The organism is Bradyrhizobium sp. LB14.3 (assembly GCF_040547985.1).
Lineage (GTDB): Bacteria > Pseudomonadota > Alphaproteobacteria > Rhizobiales > Xanthobacteraceae > Bradyrhizobium.
The window spans coordinates 1-16,994 of the sequence record NZ_JBEPQT010000043.1 but is presented as its reverse complement, the minus strand read 5'-3'; the positions used below and the strand labels follow the sequence as shown (position 1 = coordinate 16,994).

General features: G+C 64.7%; 21 protein-coding genes and 1 tRNA gene. 13 read left to right on the top strand and 9 right to left on the bottom strand.

The genetic code is table 11. The annotated features are described in order from the left end of the window. Positions 1–94: 94 nt before the first annotated feature. The 3 genes from ABIB00_RS36450 to ABIB00_RS36440 all read right to left on the bottom strand — a co-directional run bounded on the left by ABIB00_RS36450 (position 95) and on the right by ABIB00_RS36440 (position 2,466). The gene (locus tag ABIB00_RS36450; RefSeq protein WP_354107694.1) at positions 95–514 is read right to left on the bottom strand and encodes a DUF4118 domain-containing protein; all 420 of its coding nucleotides are present in this window, start codon (positions 512–514) and stop codon (positions 95–97) included. A 151-nt stretch (positions 515–665) separates the two neighbouring features. After that, positions 666–1,859 carry an MFS transporter gene (locus ABIB00_RS36445; RefSeq protein WP_354107693.1) on the bottom strand — a complete coding sequence of 398 codons (1,194 nt, stop codon included), beginning with the start codon at positions 1,857–1,859 and terminating at the stop codon, positions 666–668. A 52-nt stretch (positions 1,860–1,911) separates the two neighbouring features. Then, entirely contained in the window at positions 1,912–2,466 is a 555-nt protein-coding gene (locus ABIB00_RS36440; RefSeq protein ID WP_354107692.1) for a TetR/AcrR family transcriptional regulator, read from the bottom strand. 1,242 nt (positions 2,467–3,708) lie between these two features. On the opposite strand from ABIB00_RS36440, the gene ABIB00_RS36435 reads away from it, so the two are divergent. Both ABIB00_RS36435 and ABIB00_RS36430 read left to right on the top strand, forming a co-directional pair. Then, positions 3,709–3,933: a hypothetical protein gene (locus tag ABIB00_RS36435; protein WP_247347940.1), complete on the top strand. Its 225-nt coding sequence runs from the start codon at positions 3,709–3,711 to the stop codon at positions 3,931–3,933. Positions 3,934–4,155: 222 nt separating this feature from the next. After that, positions 4,156–4,482, top strand: a complete 327-nt coding sequence (locus ABIB00_RS36430; RefSeq protein WP_247446417.1) for a hypothetical protein — start codon at positions 4,156–4,158, stop codon at positions 4,480–4,482. 21 nt (positions 4,483–4,503) lie between these two features. Here ABIB00_RS36430 and ABIB00_RS36425 read toward each other — a convergent pair whose 3' ends face one another. Further along, entirely contained in the window at positions 4,504–5,478 is a 975-nt protein-coding gene (locus ABIB00_RS36425) for a tripartite tricarboxylate transporter substrate binding protein (protein ID WP_354107691.1), read from the bottom strand. Positions 5,479–5,729: 251 nt separating this feature from the next. On the opposite strand from ABIB00_RS36425, the gene ABIB00_RS36420 reads away from it, so the two are divergent. Further along, on the top strand, positions 5,730–6,131 hold the full coding sequence (locus tag ABIB00_RS36420) for a hypothetical protein (protein ID WP_354107690.1): 402 nt from the start codon (positions 5,730–5,732) through the stop codon (positions 6,129–6,131). 161 nt (positions 6,132–6,292) lie between these two features. Here the strand turns inward: ABIB00_RS36420 and ABIB00_RS36415 are convergent. Next, a tRNA-Pro gene (locus tag ABIB00_RS36415) sits at positions 6,293–6,369 on the bottom strand. Positions 6,370–6,437: 68 nt separating this feature from the next. Between ABIB00_RS36415 and ABIB00_RS36410 the strand changes: the two genes are divergently transcribed. The 6 genes from ABIB00_RS36410 (at position 6,438) to ABIB00_RS36385 (ending at position 12,151) form a co-directional block, all read left to right on the top strand. Then, positions 6,438–7,427: an L-threonylcarbamoyladenylate synthase gene (locus tag ABIB00_RS36410; RefSeq protein WP_354107689.1), complete on the top strand. Its 990-nt coding sequence runs from the start codon at positions 6,438–6,440 to the stop codon at positions 7,425–7,427. 22 nt (positions 7,428–7,449) lie between these two features. Next, on the top strand, positions 7,450–8,877 hold the full coding sequence (locus ABIB00_RS36405) for an FAD-binding oxidoreductase (protein WP_354107688.1): 1,428 nt from the start codon (positions 7,450–7,452) through the stop codon (positions 8,875–8,877). Then, positions 8,874–9,317, top strand: coding sequence for a GNAT family acetyltransferase (locus ABIB00_RS36400; RefSeq protein WP_354107687.1), 444 nt, complete (start codon positions 8,874–8,876; stop codon positions 9,315–9,317). Before ABIB00_RS36405 ends, ABIB00_RS36400 begins: the two co-directional genes overlap by 4 nt. Positions 9,318–9,338: 21 nt before the next feature. Then, complete coding sequence (locus ABIB00_RS36395) at positions 9,339–9,920, top strand: NUDIX hydrolase (protein WP_247340212.1); 582 nt, start codon at positions 9,339–9,341, stop codon at positions 9,918–9,920. 71 nt (positions 9,921–9,991) lie between these two features. Next, positions 9,992–10,921 carry a glycine reductase gene (locus ABIB00_RS36390; protein WP_354107686.1) on the top strand — a complete coding sequence of 310 codons (930 nt, stop codon included), beginning with the start codon at positions 9,992–9,994 and terminating at the stop codon, positions 10,919–10,921. A gap of 36 nt (positions 10,922–10,957) precedes the next feature. After that, positions 10,958–12,151 carry a CaiB/BaiF CoA transferase family protein gene (locus ABIB00_RS36385; protein ID WP_354107685.1) on the top strand — a complete coding sequence of 398 codons (1,194 nt, stop codon included), beginning with the start codon at positions 10,958–10,960 and terminating at the stop codon, positions 12,149–12,151. A 12-nt stretch (positions 12,152–12,163) separates the two neighbouring features. Here the strand turns inward: ABIB00_RS36385 and ABIB00_RS36380 are convergent, their stop codons facing one another. Then, complete coding sequence (locus ABIB00_RS36380; RefSeq protein WP_354107684.1) at positions 12,164–12,919, bottom strand: SOS response-associated peptidase; 756 nt, start codon at positions 12,917–12,919, stop codon at positions 12,164–12,166. Positions 12,920–12,982: 63 nt separating this feature from the next. On the opposite strand from ABIB00_RS36380, the gene ABIB00_RS36375 reads away from it, so the two are divergent. The 4 genes from ABIB00_RS36375 (at position 12,983) to ABIB00_RS36360 (ending at position 14,910) form a co-directional block, all read left to right on the top strand. Further along, positions 12,983–13,483, top strand: a complete 501-nt coding sequence (locus ABIB00_RS36375) for a hypothetical protein (RefSeq protein WP_247340216.1) — start codon at positions 12,983–12,985, stop codon at positions 13,481–13,483. A gap of 18 nt (positions 13,484–13,501) precedes the next feature. Further along, complete coding sequence (locus tag ABIB00_RS36370; RefSeq protein WP_247340220.1) at positions 13,502–13,936, top strand: NUDIX hydrolase; 435 nt, start codon at positions 13,502–13,504, stop codon at positions 13,934–13,936. A 44-nt stretch (positions 13,937–13,980) separates the two neighbouring features. Further along, positions 13,981–14,358 carry a TIGR02301 family protein gene (locus ABIB00_RS36365; RefSeq protein ID WP_247340221.1) on the top strand — a complete coding sequence of 126 codons (378 nt, stop codon included), beginning with the start codon at positions 13,981–13,983 and terminating at the stop codon, positions 14,356–14,358. 285 nt (positions 14,359–14,643) lie between these two features. Next, positions 14,644–14,910, top strand: coding sequence for a hypothetical protein (locus ABIB00_RS36360; protein WP_007594892.1), 267 nt, complete (start codon positions 14,644–14,646; stop codon positions 14,908–14,910). Positions 14,911–15,123: 213 nt separating this feature from the next. On the opposite strand, the gene ABIB00_RS36355 is transcribed toward ABIB00_RS36360, so the two are convergent. The 3 genes from ABIB00_RS36355 to ABIB00_RS36345 form a co-directional block, all read right to left on the bottom strand. Then, positions 15,124–15,441 carry a cupredoxin domain-containing protein gene (locus ABIB00_RS36355; RefSeq protein ID WP_247340225.1) on the bottom strand — a complete coding sequence of 106 codons (318 nt, stop codon included), beginning with the start codon at positions 15,439–15,441 and terminating at the stop codon, positions 15,124–15,126. Between the two features lie 12 nt (positions 15,442–15,453). Continuing rightward, a complete protein-coding gene (locus ABIB00_RS36350; protein ID WP_247440886.1) occupies positions 15,454–15,987 on the bottom strand; it encodes a DUF4142 domain-containing protein in 534 nt (177 codons plus the stop codon). A gap of 91 nt (positions 15,988–16,078) precedes the next feature. Next, a complete protein-coding gene (locus tag ABIB00_RS36345; RefSeq protein ID WP_354107683.1) occupies positions 16,079–16,783 on the bottom strand; it encodes an RNA polymerase sigma factor in 705 nt (234 codons plus the stop codon). Positions 16,784–16,994 lie beyond the last annotated feature (211 nt).

The window sequence follows — 16,994 nt, the reverse complement described above, 5'->3', positions numbered from 1 at the left end:
AATCTTTTTCGAAAAGTTAGCGCCGCGCGGCAAGCGTCCGAATGGTTTCCGGACTGTTGCGCGTGCGCAACGCCCGCGGCCGTACAATGCCGACCTATTGCGAATTCGTTGCCGCGCTCTCGCCCCGCGGCTTCAACCCGCCGCGGCTGATGATCGCCATCGTCTCGCGGCACAGGTCGGCAAGGCCGATCACCAGCACTGCGAGCAGGCAGAACAGATTGATGGAATCGGCATGCGCCCCGGTCAGCGAATTGAACTTGAAGAAGGGCGGCATGAACGCCCACCACACCACCGGAATGGTGAGCAGCGCGGCGAACCCCGCCGCCGGCGCGCCGGCGACGATGCCGAGCACGAACAGGCTGGGCAGGAACGCCGCGAAATAGAGTTTTGCGCCGAGCGCGACACAGATGCCCTGGAGCGCAGCCGACATTGCGACAACGACGAATCCAAGCAGAAACGCCTGCCACGACCATGGCCGTACTCGCGGTACGCCAAACAGCCCCGCACTCCTCATCAGCCTCCCCCTGCCGCCCGTTAACCAGGCCCGCTTGCGACCAAAGTACTACAGCGGCAGGGAAACCGCGAGGTGGAAATTGCCATCCAGGTTGCTTGCAGGCGGCCTTGGTAAACGGCCCGCATCGCACCATTTATGGCCACGCCGGCGGCTACTCGGTGGCCGCATAGGCCAGGCCCGCGACGGGAAGCGCGAGGCCAATGGCCGATGCGAGCGTCCAGCCGCCTTGCGCAAAGGCCCAGGCGCCAAGTGCCGAGCCTGCGGCAGCCGCGCTGAAGAACGTCGCCATATAGAGGCCGTTGAGGCGGCTGCGATGCTCATGCCCCAGCACGAAGATGGCGCGGAAGCCGAGCACGACGTTGCCCTGCACGCCGAAATCGATCGCGATGGCAGCGACGACAAGGCAGGCCAGATTGAGCGTCGAACCGGCCACGCCGATCTGTGTGATCAGGAAGCCCACAGCAACCAGCAGCATCGCGACCAAGGTCGCGACGCGGCTATGACCGCGATCGGCAAGCCGTCCCGCGATCGGGGCCGCGAACACGCCGGCGACGCCGGCGAGCGCGAACAGCGCGATGCCCCGCTGGCTGAAGCCGAACTCGTTCGCGAGCAGCAGCGGCGTCACGGTCCAGAACAGGCTGAAGGCGCCGAACAGGCTGGCCTGGTAGAGCGCGCGACGCCGCAGCAGCGGCGTGGTCCGCACCAGATGCGGCATCGACAGCAGCAGCTCGCCATAATGCATGCGCGCGACCGGCTTGCGCTTCGGCAGCGTCATCCAGAGCACGGCTGCGAGCACGATCATCAGCGCGGCGGACAGGAAGAACACCGCGTGCCACGACAGCACTGCCGTGACGAAGCTCGACACCGGGCGCGCCAGCATGATGCCCAGCATCAGGCCGGTCGAGACGTTGCCGACGACGCGGCCGCGGATGGCTTCCGGCGCCAGATGCGCCGCATAGGGAATGATGATCTGCACCGCGACCGAGCCGAGCCCGATGAACAATGCGGCGATCAGGAACGGCAGCGCGTGGGAGGCGAACCCCGCGGCGAGCAGCGCTGCGGCGCCGAGCGTGATGACGGAGCAGATCAGGGTGCGGTTCTCGACGAGATCGCCGAGCGGCACGATGAAGAGAAGCCCCACGCCGTAGCCGATCTGCGTCATGGTGACGATCAGCCCCGCCGCTTCATGCGACAGGCCGAGCGCGGCGCTGATCGGGGCGATCAGCGGCTGGGCGTAATAGATATTGGCGGCGACCATGCCACAGGCCGCGGCAAGCACGAAGGTCAGTCGTTGCGACACCGCATCCGGCCCGGGCGCGGTCTCGATCGTGGTATTCATCGTCATTCACACTGTCTCCAGATATAGGAAACGTTCGTTTCCCAATATGACAAAAAATTCAGGCGAGCAGTTTCATCGCGACGGCGACGAGGCGCTTGCCGTCGAGCGAAAGGCGCGCCTTGCCGACGACGCGCAGGCCCTGCGTGATGCAGATCATCAGCCGCGCGGTGTCGTCGGCGGCGACATGGCGGGGAATCGAGCCGTCGGCCTGCCCCTCGCGAATGAGGCCGGCGATGAAGCTTTCATTGGTCTCGAGCCGCGCGCTGACGAGGGCGGCGACCACCGGGTCGACCGCCGACAATTCGACCGCGCTGCCGACCACGAGGCAGCCGCGCCTCCCTTCGCTGCCCTGGGAGTGCTCTACATACGAGAGCAGCATGTTGCGCAGCCGCTCGCGGCCATTGGCGCCTTGCGCCGCGGCGCTGCGCGTCTGCTCCTGACGCAGCGCCGCGTAGCGCTCGAAGGCGGCGAGAAACACCGCATGCTTGTCGCGAAATGCCTTGTAGACGCTCCCCGTCGCCAGCCGCATCGCCGCGGTGAGATCGCCGATCGAGGTCGCATGATAACCGCGCTCGCAAAACACGCGCACAGCGCGGTCAAGCGCAGTGTCCATGTCGAACTCCCGGGGACGGCCGGGCGGACGGACGGCGGGTTGGGATTTGCGGGCTCCTTTTTGCACTGCGGGATAATAGGGAATGATTGTTTCCGAATAAAGACACTTGGTTGTGATGGGGGTAGGTTGGCTTGTGACGGGGAGCAACTGCGCCGCTCGCTCCCGTGTCCCGGACGCGCTGCAACGCGCAGCGTTGCTGCGCAGAGCCGGGACCAGAAGGCGACACGGCGTAATGTGGAGAGATGGGCCCCGGCTCTGCAGCGCACCGCAAGGGCGCTGCGCAGCGTCCGGGGCACGAGAGCGGAGTTTGCCGCACTCTCGCCGCATCGTCATTGCGAGCGCAGCGAAGCAATCCAGAATCCCTCCGCTGAACGGCTCTGGATTGCTTCGCTACGCTCGCAATGACGGAGCAAGGGGCGGCATCGCCATCCTCCAATGTACATTTTAACCTGCAGACACAGCTTCGCACCCTCGCGGCGCTTTTCGCCCGAGCTTTGCTTGGTCGCTTCACCCTCCTGTCCAAGAGGGCGCAGGGAAGGCCGGGTGCCGGCTGGCACCCGCGGTCCACTGCGCGAAGATGTAGCGCAAGGAAACCGCACAGCAGCATACAGGTGTAGCCAATCACTCGGCCTTCCCTGCGCAGTGGCTTTACGGCTTATGCCGTGCTCTCCCGGGAGCCGAGTTCGTTCTGGCCTCCCTCGCCTTCGCGAAAGTCACGGACACCGCGCCGGTTGACGCGAATGCCGCATCCGCAAAAGCTTGACCGTAGCAACGACGGCCAGGACCACACGGTTTTGCCGTACGCACGATTCGCTTGTCGCCACCGGTTTCGACGACGTTGTGCACGTTGCCGCCGACCTGATGACGAGACGAACCTGACAGCGCCGCTCGTCGGCACGAAGTTCTGGGCTCACGGAGAGCAATCCGCCCTGCCCGCACTTTCGCACCCGACGCTGTCGCGTCCACCGCAAGCCCGGCTCTACGACCATCACGACACATGGTCGCCCCTCAAGGGTGAGCCGGGATGGGCGACACATACGCCAAAACCGAATTTCGGTAAAGCGGAATATTTTCGCGCTGGCGGATTGACAGGGGGCGACACAGACGCGGTCGCCGCTGAAATCCAGGAACTTCCGTGGCTAATCTGCAACGGTTCCCCGCGATCTAAAGCCGGCCAAAACAAACTCCCATTCCGGCCACGAACCGCTCTCACAACGCCGTGAGATTAGCAGGGGAACTACGATGCGTGCACAACGCGTTTGGAAAGTGAATGGGGCCGCCAGCGCCGGGCAGCTCCAATCGAGACTGGACGATCTCAACAAGCGTCTCGGTCATCTCGAAAACCAGCATCCGGATAGCTGGAAGGTCGAAGAACTGAAATCGAGCGCACTCAGCCTGTCGCGCGAGATCGACGACATCCGCTGCGCCGAGGCGACCGCGGCGCTGAGCGAGCTGCTGCGGAAATAGCGGGAGTTCGCGATTGGCCCCGTCGCGCAAGGAACCAACGCCGCCTCCCCGCCATTGCCATACCGAGCATGGAGCAAGATCATGACCAGGCACCTGACGCGAGCCCATCTCGCACGCGGCGTGGCCGGCGCGATATCCACGCTGGTCCTGTGCGCGACGGCGGCATTCACCATCGCGCGCCACTTTGCGATGTGAGGAATTTGGCGCTGTGAGGGTTTTCGCATGACGTCCGATCCCGAAGAATCGGTAAGGCTGCAAGGCTACGGAGAGATGACGTTGCGCACGGCCATCACGACGATGATGTTGCTTGCGCCACGAGAGCGAGCGGACGCCGCGATCTTCCGCGTCCGTGACGGCGTGCGACTGGCATCGAGCGAGATCGCCGAACTCGCGTCGAATTGGGGGATCGAGCCGACCGGTGATATGCGATCGCCGAGACTCGCCCCGGATCAGCACTGGCCGGAGATCGTCCGCGGCATGGTGCGCGAAGCCCCGTTGCCGTCGCTGGTGGTGGCGTTCATGCTCGGTGTGCTGGTGGCGAGGCGGTAGGGTTGGCTACAGCAGGATAGATCACTTCTGCTCGTTCGCTCGCATGTCCTCCGCATAAGGACGCAAAGCGTCGGACATAGTGTCGAGGCGTTTTTGCCACTCGGCACCAGGCATGAAGGCGATCACCGGCTCGTCGCCGGGTGAGCTCGTCACGAACTCAGGATTACGCAGGCCTTCGGCAATCCCCGCTTCCAGCTTCTTGACGATGTCGTCCGGAACCCCCTTCGGGACCGCGAAGCCGCGTTCCGCCGTCGTCATGACCGGAAAGCCCACCTCCTCTGCCGTCGGAACTTCGGGCAGCGTTGGAAAGCGCTTCTTCGACAGCATCGCGATGACGCGTAGTTGCCCCTTGTTGGTACCATGCAATTCGGGAATTTCACTGAGACTGACCATCCCCACTTCCAGATGCCCGCCCAACAGATCGGTCCTCTGTGCGGCCGTTCCTCGGTAGGAGATTTCGTTGGGCTCCACCTTCGCGGCTGCTGCGATCATGCGAATGGCCAAATGGCCGTTCGTGCCGGCCCCATTGTGACCAAACGTCACCGAGCCCGGCTTGCTGCGAAGTGCGGCAATGACATCCGGCAGATCCTTGAATCTGCTGTCGGCGGGCACCACGATCACATTCGGATCTTCGACGACCCGTGCGACCAGCCGGATTTCGTCCATGGTATATTGGGTTTTGCGAGTCATCGGCAAAAAGTTGTAGCCCGGCACGTTAACGACGCCGATCGAATAGGCGTCGGGCGCCGCGCGCGCGATCGAAGCAAACGCGATCTCTCCGCCGGCGCCGGGCTTGTTCAAGACGACAAACTTCGCCTTACCGCCCAGCGCACGCTCCACGAAGGGAAGAAGTTTGCGAGCCATGACATCGGTACCGCCTCCGGGTGCAAAGCCAACGACGACTTCGATTGGCTTGTCGTCCGGCCACGCGGCCCATGCCGACCCGCAGCCAGCGAAGCCGAAAGCGGCAACGAGCGCGACGATCTTTTTATACATGATTTCCAGCCCTGTTCTTGTTATTGGCCGATCGCGCCGCCGAACGTGCGATCGACTGTGGGTTCATCTAGCCGTCGGCGTGACCGGCTGGCAACTGATTCTCTCCAGTTAAGGATCGATGGGCCGCCGCGATCCGCGCGGACGCGCGACATTGATGGGTTTCGCTTTCTCTACCTATGCTGCTCGACGTGTCAGGTGCACCGGCATTGAAATCCGGTAGCTTGCGCAACAAATTTGCGCACGGGATATCCTTGAAGGCGAAAGCAGCGATTGGCGATCTGGAAGGCGGCATAGCGTTGTGCGCCTGGTTCGAGAGTGTCCCCTCATTCCACGATGCGACGTTGCGGGAGCTGGAGCTTCGCCAGGGCGCGCCAAGCCGGCTGGTCGCCCACGCGTTCCAGATGACGTCCGAGGTCGATGCACACGGCTATTTCGTGCTGACGAAGCATGTGGACGTCACGTTTAGCATTTTCGAGCTGATCGAGGTCCAGCTGTTCGATTTTACAGAAGCCGGTATCATCTTCGCGTTCAGCATCGAGATCGATCCCGACGGTACGACGTTGAGCTTCGAGTCCGGCTATGGCGTGCACGGCCGGATCAAGGCCAAGCGGATCGTCGTCTCGTTCCAGCCCCACCCGACCGGTTCGTCCTGAACCCGGCAAGCCATGCCGCCGCAACAAGCCGCCCTGCCCGGCCAAATCGGCCGTGGACCCGCCCCGAAAATCGTTGCAGAAAGGCGCTCCCGAGGCGCTGGCGGCCGGTCCGCCAAGCCCTTAGGAACAAGCCTTTAGGAAAACGTCGACTTTTGGAAGAATGGTCGGAGTGGCAGGATTCGAACCTGCGACCCCTGCGTCCCGAACGCAGTGCTCTACCGGGCTGAGCCACACTCCGACAAGAGGCCGGCTTATAGCGTTGGGTGTGGCGCACCGCAAGCGGCCGAGCCGAGGAATTTTATCCCTGTGAAAACGGGTCTTGAAACGCTGATTTTACCGGCCGGCGAGGCCGGCGCGGAAGCTGCCGCCCGGATACTGGCCCGCGGCGGGCTGGTCGCGTTCCCGACCGAGACGGTCTACGGGCTCGGGGCGGATGCCGGAAATGCCGGCGCGATCGCCCATCTTTACGCCGCCAAGGGGCGGCCGGCCTTCAATCCGCTGATTGCGCATGTCGCCGACCTCGCGGCCGCGCGGAGGATCGGGCGGTTCGACGCCTGCGCCTCGAGCCTTGCGGAGGCGTTTTGGCCGGGGCCGCTGACGCTGGTGGTGCCGAAGACGGAAAACTGCCCGGTCGCCGATCTCGCCACCGCGGGCCTCGACACGGTCGCGATCCGCATTCCGGCCCATCCGGTGGCGCAGGCGATCCTGCGCGCCTTTGGCGGGGCGGTGGTGGCGCCGTCCGCCAACCTCTCCGGCCACGTCTCGCCGACGCTGGCCGCCCATGTCGAAAGCGACCTTGCGGGGCGGATCGACCTGATCGTGGACGGCGGGCCTGTTACGGTCGGCGTCGAATCGACCATCGTTGGCTGCCTCAATGCGCCGATGCTGCTGCGGCCCGGCGGGCTGTCGCGTGAGCGGATCGAAGCCGTGCTCGGCGCACCGCTGGCGCGACTGCCCACGGAGGCCGACAGCGACGACAGCCAGCCGCTGGCGCCGGGCATGATGGCTTCGCATTACGCGCCGCGCGCCAATGTGCGGCTCAATGCGCAGGACGTTGCGCCCGGAGAAGCGCTGCTGGCGTTCGGCCCCGCGCGCCTGCCGGGCGTTGACGCCGCCGCCGCTGTCATGAATTTGTCGCCCACCGGTGATCTCGATGAAGCCGCCGCCAATCTGTTCGGCTATCTTCGCGCCCTCGATGCCAGGAGGCCGCGCGCAATCGCCGTGATGGCGATCCCCGAAGACGATCTGGGCGAAGCGATCAATGACCGGCTGCGCCGGGCCGCCGTGGCGAGATAAGAGCGAAGCAAGAGACAAGACCATGAACATTAATCATTCCGCCACGCCTCCGCTTGCGGCCGAGTTGATCGAACAATTCCGCAAGATCGTCGGCGATCGCCACGCCATCACCGATGCGGCCGACATCGAGGCGTACGTCACCGAGGAGCGCAATTTGTTTCACGGCCGCTCGCCGCTGGTGCTGCGCCCGGGCTCGACCGCGGAGGTCGCCGCGATCTGCAAGCTCGCCTCCGAGCACAAAATCGCGCTGGTGCCGCAGGGCGGCAACACCGGGCTCGTCGGCGGGCAGACGCCGCACAATGGCGAGGTGGTGGTGTCGCTGCGCCGGCTCGACAAGATCCGCGAGGTCGATACTGCGTCGAACACCATGACCTGCGAGGCCGGCGTGGTGCTTCAGATCGCGCAGCAGAAGGCCGCTGAAATGGACCGGCTGTTCCCGCTCTCGCTCGGCGCCGAAGGAAGCTGCACCATCGGCGGCAATCTCTCGACCAATGCCGGCGGTACGGCCGCGCTCGCCTATGGCGTCGCGCGTGAGATGGCGCTGGGGCTCGAGGTGGTGCTGGCCGACGGCCGCGTGCTGGGCGTGCTGTCGAAGCTGAAGAAGGACAACACCGGCTACAATCTGCACAACCTCTTCATCGGCGCCGAAGGCACGCTCGGCATCATCACGGCCGCGACGCTGAAACTGTTTCCAAAGCCGCGGTCGATCGAGACCGCCTTCGTCGGGCTGAAGTCGCCGGACGCAGCGCTGAAGCTCCTGACGATCGCGCAAAGCGAGGCCGCCAATGCGTTGACGAGCTTCGAGTTGCTCTCGGAGATGGCGGTCGATTTCTCGATCCGACACGGCATCGACGTGCGCGACCCGCTCGCGCAGAAACATCCCTGGTACGTGCTGATGGAATTGTCCTCTCCGGGCGACGACGCCCGCACGCCGCTGGAAACGATCCTCGGCCGCGCCATGGAGGACGAGATCGTCGACGACGCCGTGATCGCGGCCAATCTCACCCAGCGCGCCGGCTTCTGGAAGCTGCGCGACGAGATGTCGTCGGCGCAGAAGCCGGAGGGCGGCTCGATCAAGCACGATATCTCCGTGCCCGTCGCTACTGTGCCCGCCTTCATCGCCGAGGCCAATGCCGCCGTGGTGAAACTGATTCCCGGCGCGCGACCGGTGCCGTTCGGCCATCTCGGCGACGGCAATCTGCATTACAATGTCAGCCAGCCGATCGGCGCCAACACCGCGGATTACCTGGCGCGCTGGCACGAGATGAACGCGGTGGTGTTCGCGATCGTGTTGCGCATGGGCGGCTCGATCTCGGCCGAGCACGGCATCGGCGTGCTCAAGCGCGACGAGCTGCCTGACGTGAAGGACAAGACCGCGATCGAGCTGATGCGGTCCATCAAGGCGATGCTCGATCCGCTCGGAATCATGAACCCGGGAAAAGTGCTGTGAGTGCTCTCGAGATCGGTGCGATCGCCGATGCCGATGTCGAGCCTGTGGTCGCGCTGTGGCAGCGCTGCGGCCTGACGCGGCCGTGGAATGATCCGCACTCGGATATCGCGCTTGCGCGACGGCGCGACAATTCCACCATCCTGATCGGTCGCGACGGCGGCGCGATCGTCGCGACCGTCATGGTCGGCCATGACGGCCATCGCGGCTGGGTCTATTACGTCGCGGTCGACCCCGATGGCCGCAAGCGCGGCCATGGCCGGGTGATCATGGCCGCCGCCGAGGACTGGCTGCGCGCTGCTGGAATTCTGAAGCTCCAGCTCCTGGTCCGCCGTGGGAACGCGCAGGCCAATGCGTTCTATCAGTCGCTGGGTTTTGAGGAATCGACCTCGGTGATGTTCCAGAAGTGGCTCGACGGCCGCGACACGACTCCAAGCAACTGAGCAAGCAACTGAGATCGAGCCATGACCATTTCCGACCGCGTCCGCATCAAGGACGTCCGCGTGCTCTCGGACAACTGGACCACCCTCAAGAACACCACGTTGGAGTACCGGCGCGCCAATGGCGAATGGCAAACGCAGCACCGCGAGACCTATGAACGCGACAACGCCGCGGCCGTGCTGCCGTATAATCTCGCACGGCGCACGGTGATCCTGGTGAAGCAATTCCGCCTGCCGGCCTTCATCCGCGGCTACGACGATCTCCTGATCGAGGCGGCCGCCGGCGTGCTGGACGATGCCTCGCCCGAGGTACGCATCCGCGCCGAGGCCGAGGAGGAAACCGGCTATCGCCTGCACCACGTCGAAAAAGTGTTCGAGGCGTTCATGAGTCCCGGGGCCATCACCGAGAAGCTGCATTTCTTCGTCGCCGAATACGAGCCGGAGATGCGGGTCAGCGACGGCGGCGGCCTCGAACATGAAGGCGAGGACATCGAGGTGCTGGAGCTCGGCATCGACGAGGCGCTGGCGATGATCGCGGACGGGCGCATCATCGACGCCAAGGCGATCATGCTGCTGCAATACGCGGCGCTGCATCTGTTTCGGTGAGCTTGCCTGCCCTTGAGCTCACCCCCGACTATCTCTAGTCTGGCCGCAACAAGAACGAGGAGACGCGCCCCATGACCGCTTCGCGCGACGACGAATTCGGCTTTGCGCCCGACTATGATGCCCCCGTCCCCTATATGCAGCGCACGCGGGACTATTACACCGCGATCGGCTACACCACGGCGTATCGCTGGGCCCACTACACCGAGGCGCCGTTCCAGCCGCTGAAGAAGCCGCTGGCGCAATCGCGCATCACCATCATCACCACGGCCGCGCCGTACGATCCGGACAAGGGCGACCAGGGGCCGGGCGCGGCGTATAATGGCAGCGCGAAGTTCTACCAGGTCTATGACGGCGACACCGCGAAGCCGCACGACCTGCGCATCTCCCATATCGGCTACGACCGCAAGCACACTTCGGCCACCGACAACGGCACCTGGTTTCCGCTGCCGCAGCTTTTGAAGGCGAGCGCCGCCGGGCGCATCGGCGAGGTGGCCCCGCGCTTCTTCGGCGCGCCGACCAACCGCAGCCATCGCGTCACCCTCGACACCGACGCGCCGGAAATTCTGGCGCGGGCCGTTGTCGACAAGGTCGATGTCGCCGTGCTGGTGCCGAACTGCCCGGTCTGCCACCAGACCACCGCGCTGGTGGCGCGGCATCTCGAGGCGAACGGCATTCCAACCGTGATCATGGGCTGCGCCAAGGACATCATCGAACACGCCGCCGTGCCGCGCTTCTTGTTCAGCGATTTCCCGCTCGGCAATTCCGCGGGCAAGCCGCACGACATCGCCTCGCAGGCGCAGACGCTCGAACTGGCGCTGAAACTGCTGGAGACTGCGAGCGGCCCGCAGACCACCATGCAGTCGCCGCTGCGCTGGAGCGAGGATGCCTCCTGGAAGCTCGACTACAACAACGTCGCGCAGCTCTCGCCTGAAGAGCTGGCGCGCCGCCGTGCCGAATTTGACAAGCAGAAGGAGCTCGCGCGCGGCAACCGCGCCGCCTGACGTCCTCCGACAACCAAAACAAAAAGGGAGAGCGACGTGACGCGACCGTTCGAAGGCGTGAAGATCCTGGACTTCACGCAAGTGCTGGCCGGCCCTTATGCGAGCTACCAGCTCGCGCTGCTGGGCGCCGACGTGATCAAGGTCGAGCGGCGCGAGGGCGAGGACATGCGCCGCACGCCGCTGTCGCGCGAATGGGCGGACCGCGGCCTCGCGCCGGCGTTCCAGGCCATCAACGGCAACAAGCGCAGCCTGACCCTCGATCTGCAAAAGCCCGATGCGATCGCGATCGTGAAGAAGCTCGCGGCAAATGTCGACGTCGTCATGGAAAATTTCCGGCCGGGCGTGATGGACAAGCTCGGCATCGGTTATGAGGCGCTGTCCGCGATCAATCCGAAGCTGATCTACTGCGCGGTATCCGGCTTCGGCCAGACCGGTCCGGATCGGCTGCGCCCCGGCTATGACGGCAAGATGCAGGCGCTGTCCGGCATCATGGCGATCACGGGCCATCCGGAGACCGGCCCGACCCGCGCGGGCTTTGCGGTGTGCGATGTACTCTCGGGGGCCACGGCCGCCTTTGGCGTGTCGAGCGCGCTGTACCAGCGCGACCGCACCGGCAAGGGCCAGCTCATCGACGTCTCCATGCTGGAGGCGACGATGGCGTTTCTGTCGGGGCAGATCGCGGACTGGTCGGTCGCGGGCCATCGCCAGACACTGTCGGGCAATCAGGCCGTGAGCCGCCGGACCACGGCGAATTTGTTTCGATGTGGCGACGGCCACATCCTGCTCGCCGTGAACAACGAGAAACAATATCGCGCGCTGATGTCTGCGCTCGGCCGCGAGGACACGCTGACCGATCCGCGCTTCGCCGACTGGTTTGCGCGCAACGACAACGAGCCGGCGCTGCGCGCCATCATCGAGGAGGCGCTCGCGGCGAGGCCTGCGCGCGAATGGGAGACGATTTTGGAAGATGCCGGCGCGCCCTGCGCCAGCATCTGGAAGGTCGAGGAGGTGATCGACCATCCGCAGATCAAGGCGCGCGGCGCGATCCAGGAGCTGGATACGCCCTACGGGCGCCTGCGCTTCGCCGGCAGCGGGTTCAAGCTCGCCCATGGCGGCGGCAAGCTCGACCGAATGGCGCCGGAGCTCGGCGCGGATACGGATGCGGTGCTGGGCGAGCTAGGTTTTGACGCGGCGGCGATTGCGGAGTTGAAGGCGCGGGAGATTGTTTGAGGGCGCCGCCGCCTAAAACAACGACCCCTGCCCGCCATCCTCCGATCCAACCGCCTTCCGCACGACCTTCTTCGGCTTCACCGCCTCCGCCTCGATCTCCTCCGCGCTGATCGGCAGCAACAGCTGCTCGTCATCATTGGCGACACGGTTGACGCGGGTGGTGACCGGGTGCCAGGCGAATTCGCCGATGCGCGGGGCGGTCATCAGCGGCAACACGGTGTCGACGTCATCGCTGCGGCTGTCCATCCAGCGCTCAAAATCGCGCGGGCCGATGGTGACGGGCACGCGGTCATGCAACGTGGCGAGATCCTCGCTCGCCGCCGCCGTGACGATCGCGGCCGTGTCGAGCTCTTCGCCGTTGGGCCCGACCCAAGTCTCGAACAATGCGGCAAAGCCGAGCGGCTCGCCGTCGGCGCGGTGGATGAAGAAGGGCTGCTTGCGGCCGTCTATCGACTTCCATTCGTAATAGCCGTCGGCCGGAATCAGGCCGCGCCGCCGGCGGATCGCGCGTTTGAACGCGGGCTTCTCCAGCACCGTCTCGGAGCGGGCGTTGATCAGCAGCGTAAATCCTTTGGAATCCTTGAGCCAGCCCGGCAACAGGCCCCAGCGCATCAGGCGGAAATGCCGCGCGCCGTTCTCGGCCAGCACGACCGGAATCGGTTGTGTCGGGGCCACGTTGAACCGGGGCGGGAAATTCGGCTGCTCGATATAGCCGAACAGTTGCCGCAAAGCCGCCGGGGCTGAAGTTATGACGAAGCGTCCACACATCCTTGAGCGCCTATATAGGGTCCGTTCAGGTCCTTTTAACCCCGAACGTTAACACTGCGGCAGATGAGCTCAACGGTCCCCCAGCCGGCGCGAATGCATGGACAGACGGGGCCCGAGGCCGCGGCCTGGGCCGAGCGGCTGCGCGTCGCCAACATCAACCCGCGGACCGGGCTTGCCACCGACTATCTCAACCATTTCAATGAAGCCGTGATGCTGCTGGAAATGGTCCCGGACATGCCGGAATGCGCGGAAGATTTCTTGACCTGGTCGCCGCTGTCCTACGCCGAGCATTTCACCGCCTCGAATTTCAAGGCCCGGGATCTGGCGATCGAGGCCTATGACAAGGCCGACCCGAACGTGCGCGCCCAGTTCGACCATCTCACCGACACCATGACCTCGATTCTGTCAGCGGTCGGCTCGGCCATGCGCGAGGTCGAGAAGGACACGACCCGCGTCCGCCTCGCCGAGCAAGCCGCAGTCTGGGTCAGGCCGCTGATCGCGGCCTGCGGCGGCATCATCAATGGCGGTGCGGAAGCCGACGTCGACACCATCATGGCGAACTGAGCCCGAGCAGGTGAAGTCATGGCCGCGGTCGTCCAGCCCACCCATCCCCAGCTCGCGGTCAGTGCCGCGATTTTTCGCGACGGCAAGGTGCTCCTGACCCGCCGCGCGCGCTCGCCCGCAAAGGGGTTCTATTCGCTGCCCGGCGGCCGGGTCGAGTTCGGCGAATCGCTGCACCAGGCGCTGGCGCGCGAGGTCGACGAGGAGACGGCGCTCGATATCGACATCATTGGCCTGGCCGGCTGGCGCGAAGTGCTGCCAGCCACGGCCGGCGCCGGCCACTATTTGATCATGTCCTTTGCCGCCCGCTGGGTGGCGCGGGAGCCTGTTCTCAACGACGAGCTCGACGATTACCGCTGGGTCGCCCCAGAGGCCCTGGCGAGCCTCGGCGACCTCAAGCTGACCGGAGGGCTGGAAGAGGTCATCCAGTCGGCCCACCGGCTGATCGGCCCCTGACCCCGCCTTGCGTCTACCGCCCCGAGGGGGCATACACCCCGCCGATGTCCACGCGATTTCTGGCCATTTTTGCCCTGCTTCTCACCTGTGCCTCCGCGCCCGCCCGGGCCCAGGACGGGGCAGCGCCGTTTGACGGCGATTTGCAGCGGCTGGCGGAGATCCTCGGCGGGCTGCACTATCTGCGCGGCATCTGCGGGTCCAACGAGGGCAACAAATGGCGCAGCGAGATGCAGGCGCTGATCGATGCCGAAACCCCCGCGGGCGAGCGCCGCACCCGCATGATCGCCGGCTTCAACCGCGGCTATAACGGTTTTCAGCAGACCTATCGCAGCTGCACGCCGGCCGCGACGGTGGCGATCCGCCGCTACATCGAGGAAGGCTCGAAGATCTCGCGCGATCTCACGGCACGCTACGCGAACTGATTTACTGCCAACCGCATCCAGACCGCGAACTCCTCATCCTGAGGAGCGCGGAACGCGCGTCTCGAAGGATGAAAGGCCCTGCTGCTGCAGCGGGGCCTCTATGGTTCGAGACGCGTGCTTCGCACGCTCCTCACCATGAGGGTTGGGCATCGGGGAACCCTGTCATCGTCTTTGTACACAGCCGTTAACCGTTCCTAAAGATGTGGCCTAGCGGGCGTTAACGCGCGTGCTACACCTCTCGCACAGCGCATCGCCGTGGACGCGCCTCCAGCCCTGTCGAGTTTCATGAGCCATCCAGTGTCCTACGCCCCCGCCCGCGCGCCGCTGCCCGATCACGAGCAGAAACAGGCCGCACTGAGCTATCTCAACGAGGCCTGGGCCGAAGCGCGCCATGATGGCGTCGACGGCGACTGCCTGGCGCAGGCGAGCCTGTTCGCGGCCCTGGCCGAGCTCGTCGGCACCTATGGCGAGGACGCGGTGGCGAAATTCGTCGAGGGCTTTCCCGGCCGGATCCGCAACGGCGAATTCTCGGTCGACATCTCCAGACAGTAAGCCTTTCTCCAGGCAGTAAGCCTTGCCGAAAATGACCCCGCCGCACGGGCGGGGCCAGTCTGCGGATGAATGACTTTACGACGAAGTCTTGGCGAAGACGTCGCGAAGTCTGCCGTGTTTATCGCACGGAAGCGGCCTCCCCCGGGCCAAGCATTAGTCTCGTCAGGGCCGGGAGTTGTTCCCGCAGCCGTCGGGAATGCGCGCCCCAGCCCGTCACGGCTCGATCTTGAGCGTCGCTTTCATGTTGGGATGATAGCGGCAGTAATAATCGACCGTGCCCGCCTTCTTCAAAACGAACGTTCCCGATTTTTTCGCCGGCAGGTTCACGTCGAAATCGCCATTCCCAGCGGTCGCGGTGTGGGCGAAGACGTCCTTGTTGATCCATTCCACGGTGTCGCCGACCTTCGCCGAAGCGTCTTTCGGCGACATTTCGAGATTCTCCATCGTGATTTCTATGGTCGCGGCGTGCGCCGGGACGGCCATCGCCACGAGCACGACCGCTGTCGCGATCGCAGACAATCGTCCCGGCATCATCGTCTCTCCCTATTTCAGTTCAGCCGCGACGTGCTCGGCGTGCTGCTGATGCCCCTGGAAGATTTTCAGGCCGGTCTGCAGCAAGCTCTTCAGCTCGGCATTGTTGGCGGACGGAATGAGCTGCGTCTCCAGCGCGCCGTTGACCGCCTTGTGGTAGGCGACCTCGTTCGCGACATAAGCCTTGTCGAAGGCCGCACCGTCCAGCTTGCCGAGTTCGGCCAGCTTATCGCTCGCCTGCTTCGACAGCGCCTTGCTGGTGTCGTTGTCTTCAGGCGTAACGTTCAGCTTCTTGACCAGCGCCAGCGCCTGCTTGTTGACGGCCTCGTGGTCGCGCAGCATGTCCTCTGCAAATGCCTTCACATCCTTGTTCTTGGCCTTCTTCTGCGCCTGCTTGGCCGCGTTGATGTCGATCACGCCCGCGGTGTAGGCGATGTGGGCGATCTGCGGATCGGTCGGCTTGTCGGCTGCTCTGGCGCCTTGCAGCAGCGCGGGGCTCGACAACAAAATTGCTGCGGCGATCGCCGCACTCCAACGAACAAACATGGTTTGACACTCCTGTGCTGCCGGACGGATTGCCGGCGCTTTGCTTCACAGGCGTTGGATGGAATTTTCGCGCGAACGTTCCCGAAAAACTTCAGCCGCCGATGCCGAGCCGCTTCAGCACTGACACGGTCAGCCGCTCGCAGCGCCACCCGGCGAACGGGAACGCATCCATCACCAACGGACCGATCTCCTTCTCGACGTTCTCGCGCAGCATGGTGCGGGCACGGTGCAGCCGCGTCTTCACGGTCTCGGGCTTGACGCCGAGCAGCTCGGCGGTCTCCTCGATGTTCATGCCTTCCATGACGCGTGCGACGAAGACCATGCGGAAGACATCCGGCAACTCGTCGATGGCGCGCTCGACGACGCGCTGGATTTCACGTTGGGCCATGGTCCTTTCCGGATCGCCTGCGGGAGAAACGGGAAATTTTATGATCTGCGCCTCGAGCATCGCTTCGGGCACCGAGCCGAGCTCGACATGCGACTTGGCGCTTCGCGCCCGGCCAAGCGCCTCGTTGATAGCGATGCGCGACAGCCAGGTCGACAGTCCGGACTCGCCGCGGAAGCCGTCGAGATGGGTGAAGGCGCGGACGTAGGTTTCCTGAACCACATCCTCGGCTTCGCTGTCGCTGCGCAAAATCCCGCGCGCCAGCCGATAGAGCCTGCGGTTGTTGGCCTGCATGATCTCACGGAGCGCGGCCTCGTCCCGGCCCCGAGCCCGGTCGACCAGTTCGGCTTCCAATGCCCGGATTTCTGACGTCTTGGCACCGGCGGACAGGCCGGCTGCGGTCCGTTGCATGGCGGTCACCTGCTCGTTTCGCTTCGTTCCGGACATTGGATGCCGGCCCAAGGGAAAGGTTCCCAACTTTCTGATCCTCTCCTCGGGGTTCCCTTGGGGGAAGGGTTAAGGGATATCCTAGGGTCTGTTGGGATTCAGGATTCTCATCGGGGCTTGGTTGTGATTCAAGCTTGGGATGGACCGATTCGTTTTGACTGACGCCCAATGGGCG

Bases quoted from the DNA above. Each gene is read 5' to 3' on its own strand.
- ABIB00_RS36350 (WP_247440886.1), bottom strand. From the start codon at position 15,987: ATGTTTGTTCGTTGGAGTGCGGCGATCGCCGCAGCAATTTTGTTGTCG.
- ABIB00_RS36405 (WP_354107688.1), top strand. From the start codon at position 7,450: ATGAACATTAATCATTCCGCCACGCCTCCGCTTGCGGCCGAGTTGATC.
- ABIB00_RS36435 (WP_247347940.1), top strand. From the start codon at position 3,709: ATGCGTGCACAACGCGTTTGGAAAGTGAATGGGGCCGCCAGCGCCGGG.
- ABIB00_RS36390 (WP_354107686.1), top strand. From the start codon at position 9,992: ATGACCGCTTCGCGCGACGACGAATTCGGCTTTGCGCCCGACTATGAT.
- ABIB00_RS36430 (WP_247446417.1), top strand. From the start codon at position 4,156: ATGACGTCCGATCCCGAAGAATCGGTAAGGCTGCAAGGCTACGGAGAG.
- ABIB00_RS36450 (WP_354107694.1), bottom strand. From the start codon at position 514: ATGAGGAGTGCGGGGCTGTTTGGCGTACCGCGAGTACGGCCATGGTCG.
- ABIB00_RS36440 (WP_354107692.1), bottom strand. From the start codon at position 2,466: ATGGACACTGCGCTTGACCGCGCTGTGCGCGTGTTTTGCGAGCGCGGT.
- ABIB00_RS36380 (WP_354107684.1), bottom strand. From the start codon at position 12,919: ATGTGTGGACGCTTCGTCATAACTTCAGCCCCGGCGGCTTTGCGGCAA.
- ABIB00_RS36360 (WP_007594892.1), top strand. From the start codon at position 14,644: ATGAGCCATCCAGTGTCCTACGCCCCCGCCCGCGCGCCGCTGCCCGAT.
- ABIB00_RS36375 (WP_247340216.1), top strand. From the start codon at position 12,983: ATGAGCTCAACGGTCCCCCAGCCGGCGCGAATGCATGGACAGACGGGG.
- ABIB00_RS36355 (WP_247340225.1), bottom strand. From the start codon at position 15,441: ATGCCGGGACGATTGTCTGCGATCGCGACAGCGGTCGTGCTCGTGGCG.
- ABIB00_RS36425 (WP_354107691.1), bottom strand. From the start codon at position 5,478: ATGTATAAAAAGATCGTCGCGCTCGTTGCCGCTTTCGGCTTCGCTGGC.
- ABIB00_RS36370 (WP_247340220.1), top strand. From the start codon at position 13,502: ATGGCCGCGGTCGTCCAGCCCACCCATCCCCAGCTCGCGGTCAGTGCC.
- ABIB00_RS36345 (WP_354107683.1), bottom strand. From the start codon at position 16,783: ATGCAACGGACCGCAGCCGGCCTGTCCGCCGGTGCCAAGACGTCAGAA.
- ABIB00_RS36445 (WP_354107693.1), bottom strand. From the start codon at position 1,859: ATGACGATGAATACCACGATCGAGACCGCGCCCGGGCCGGATGCGGTG.
- ABIB00_RS36395 (WP_247340212.1), top strand. From the start codon at position 9,339: ATGACCATTTCCGACCGCGTCCGCATCAAGGACGTCCGCGTGCTCTCG.
- ABIB00_RS36365 (WP_247340221.1), top strand. From the start codon at position 13,981: ATGTCCACGCGATTTCTGGCCATTTTTGCCCTGCTTCTCACCTGTGCC.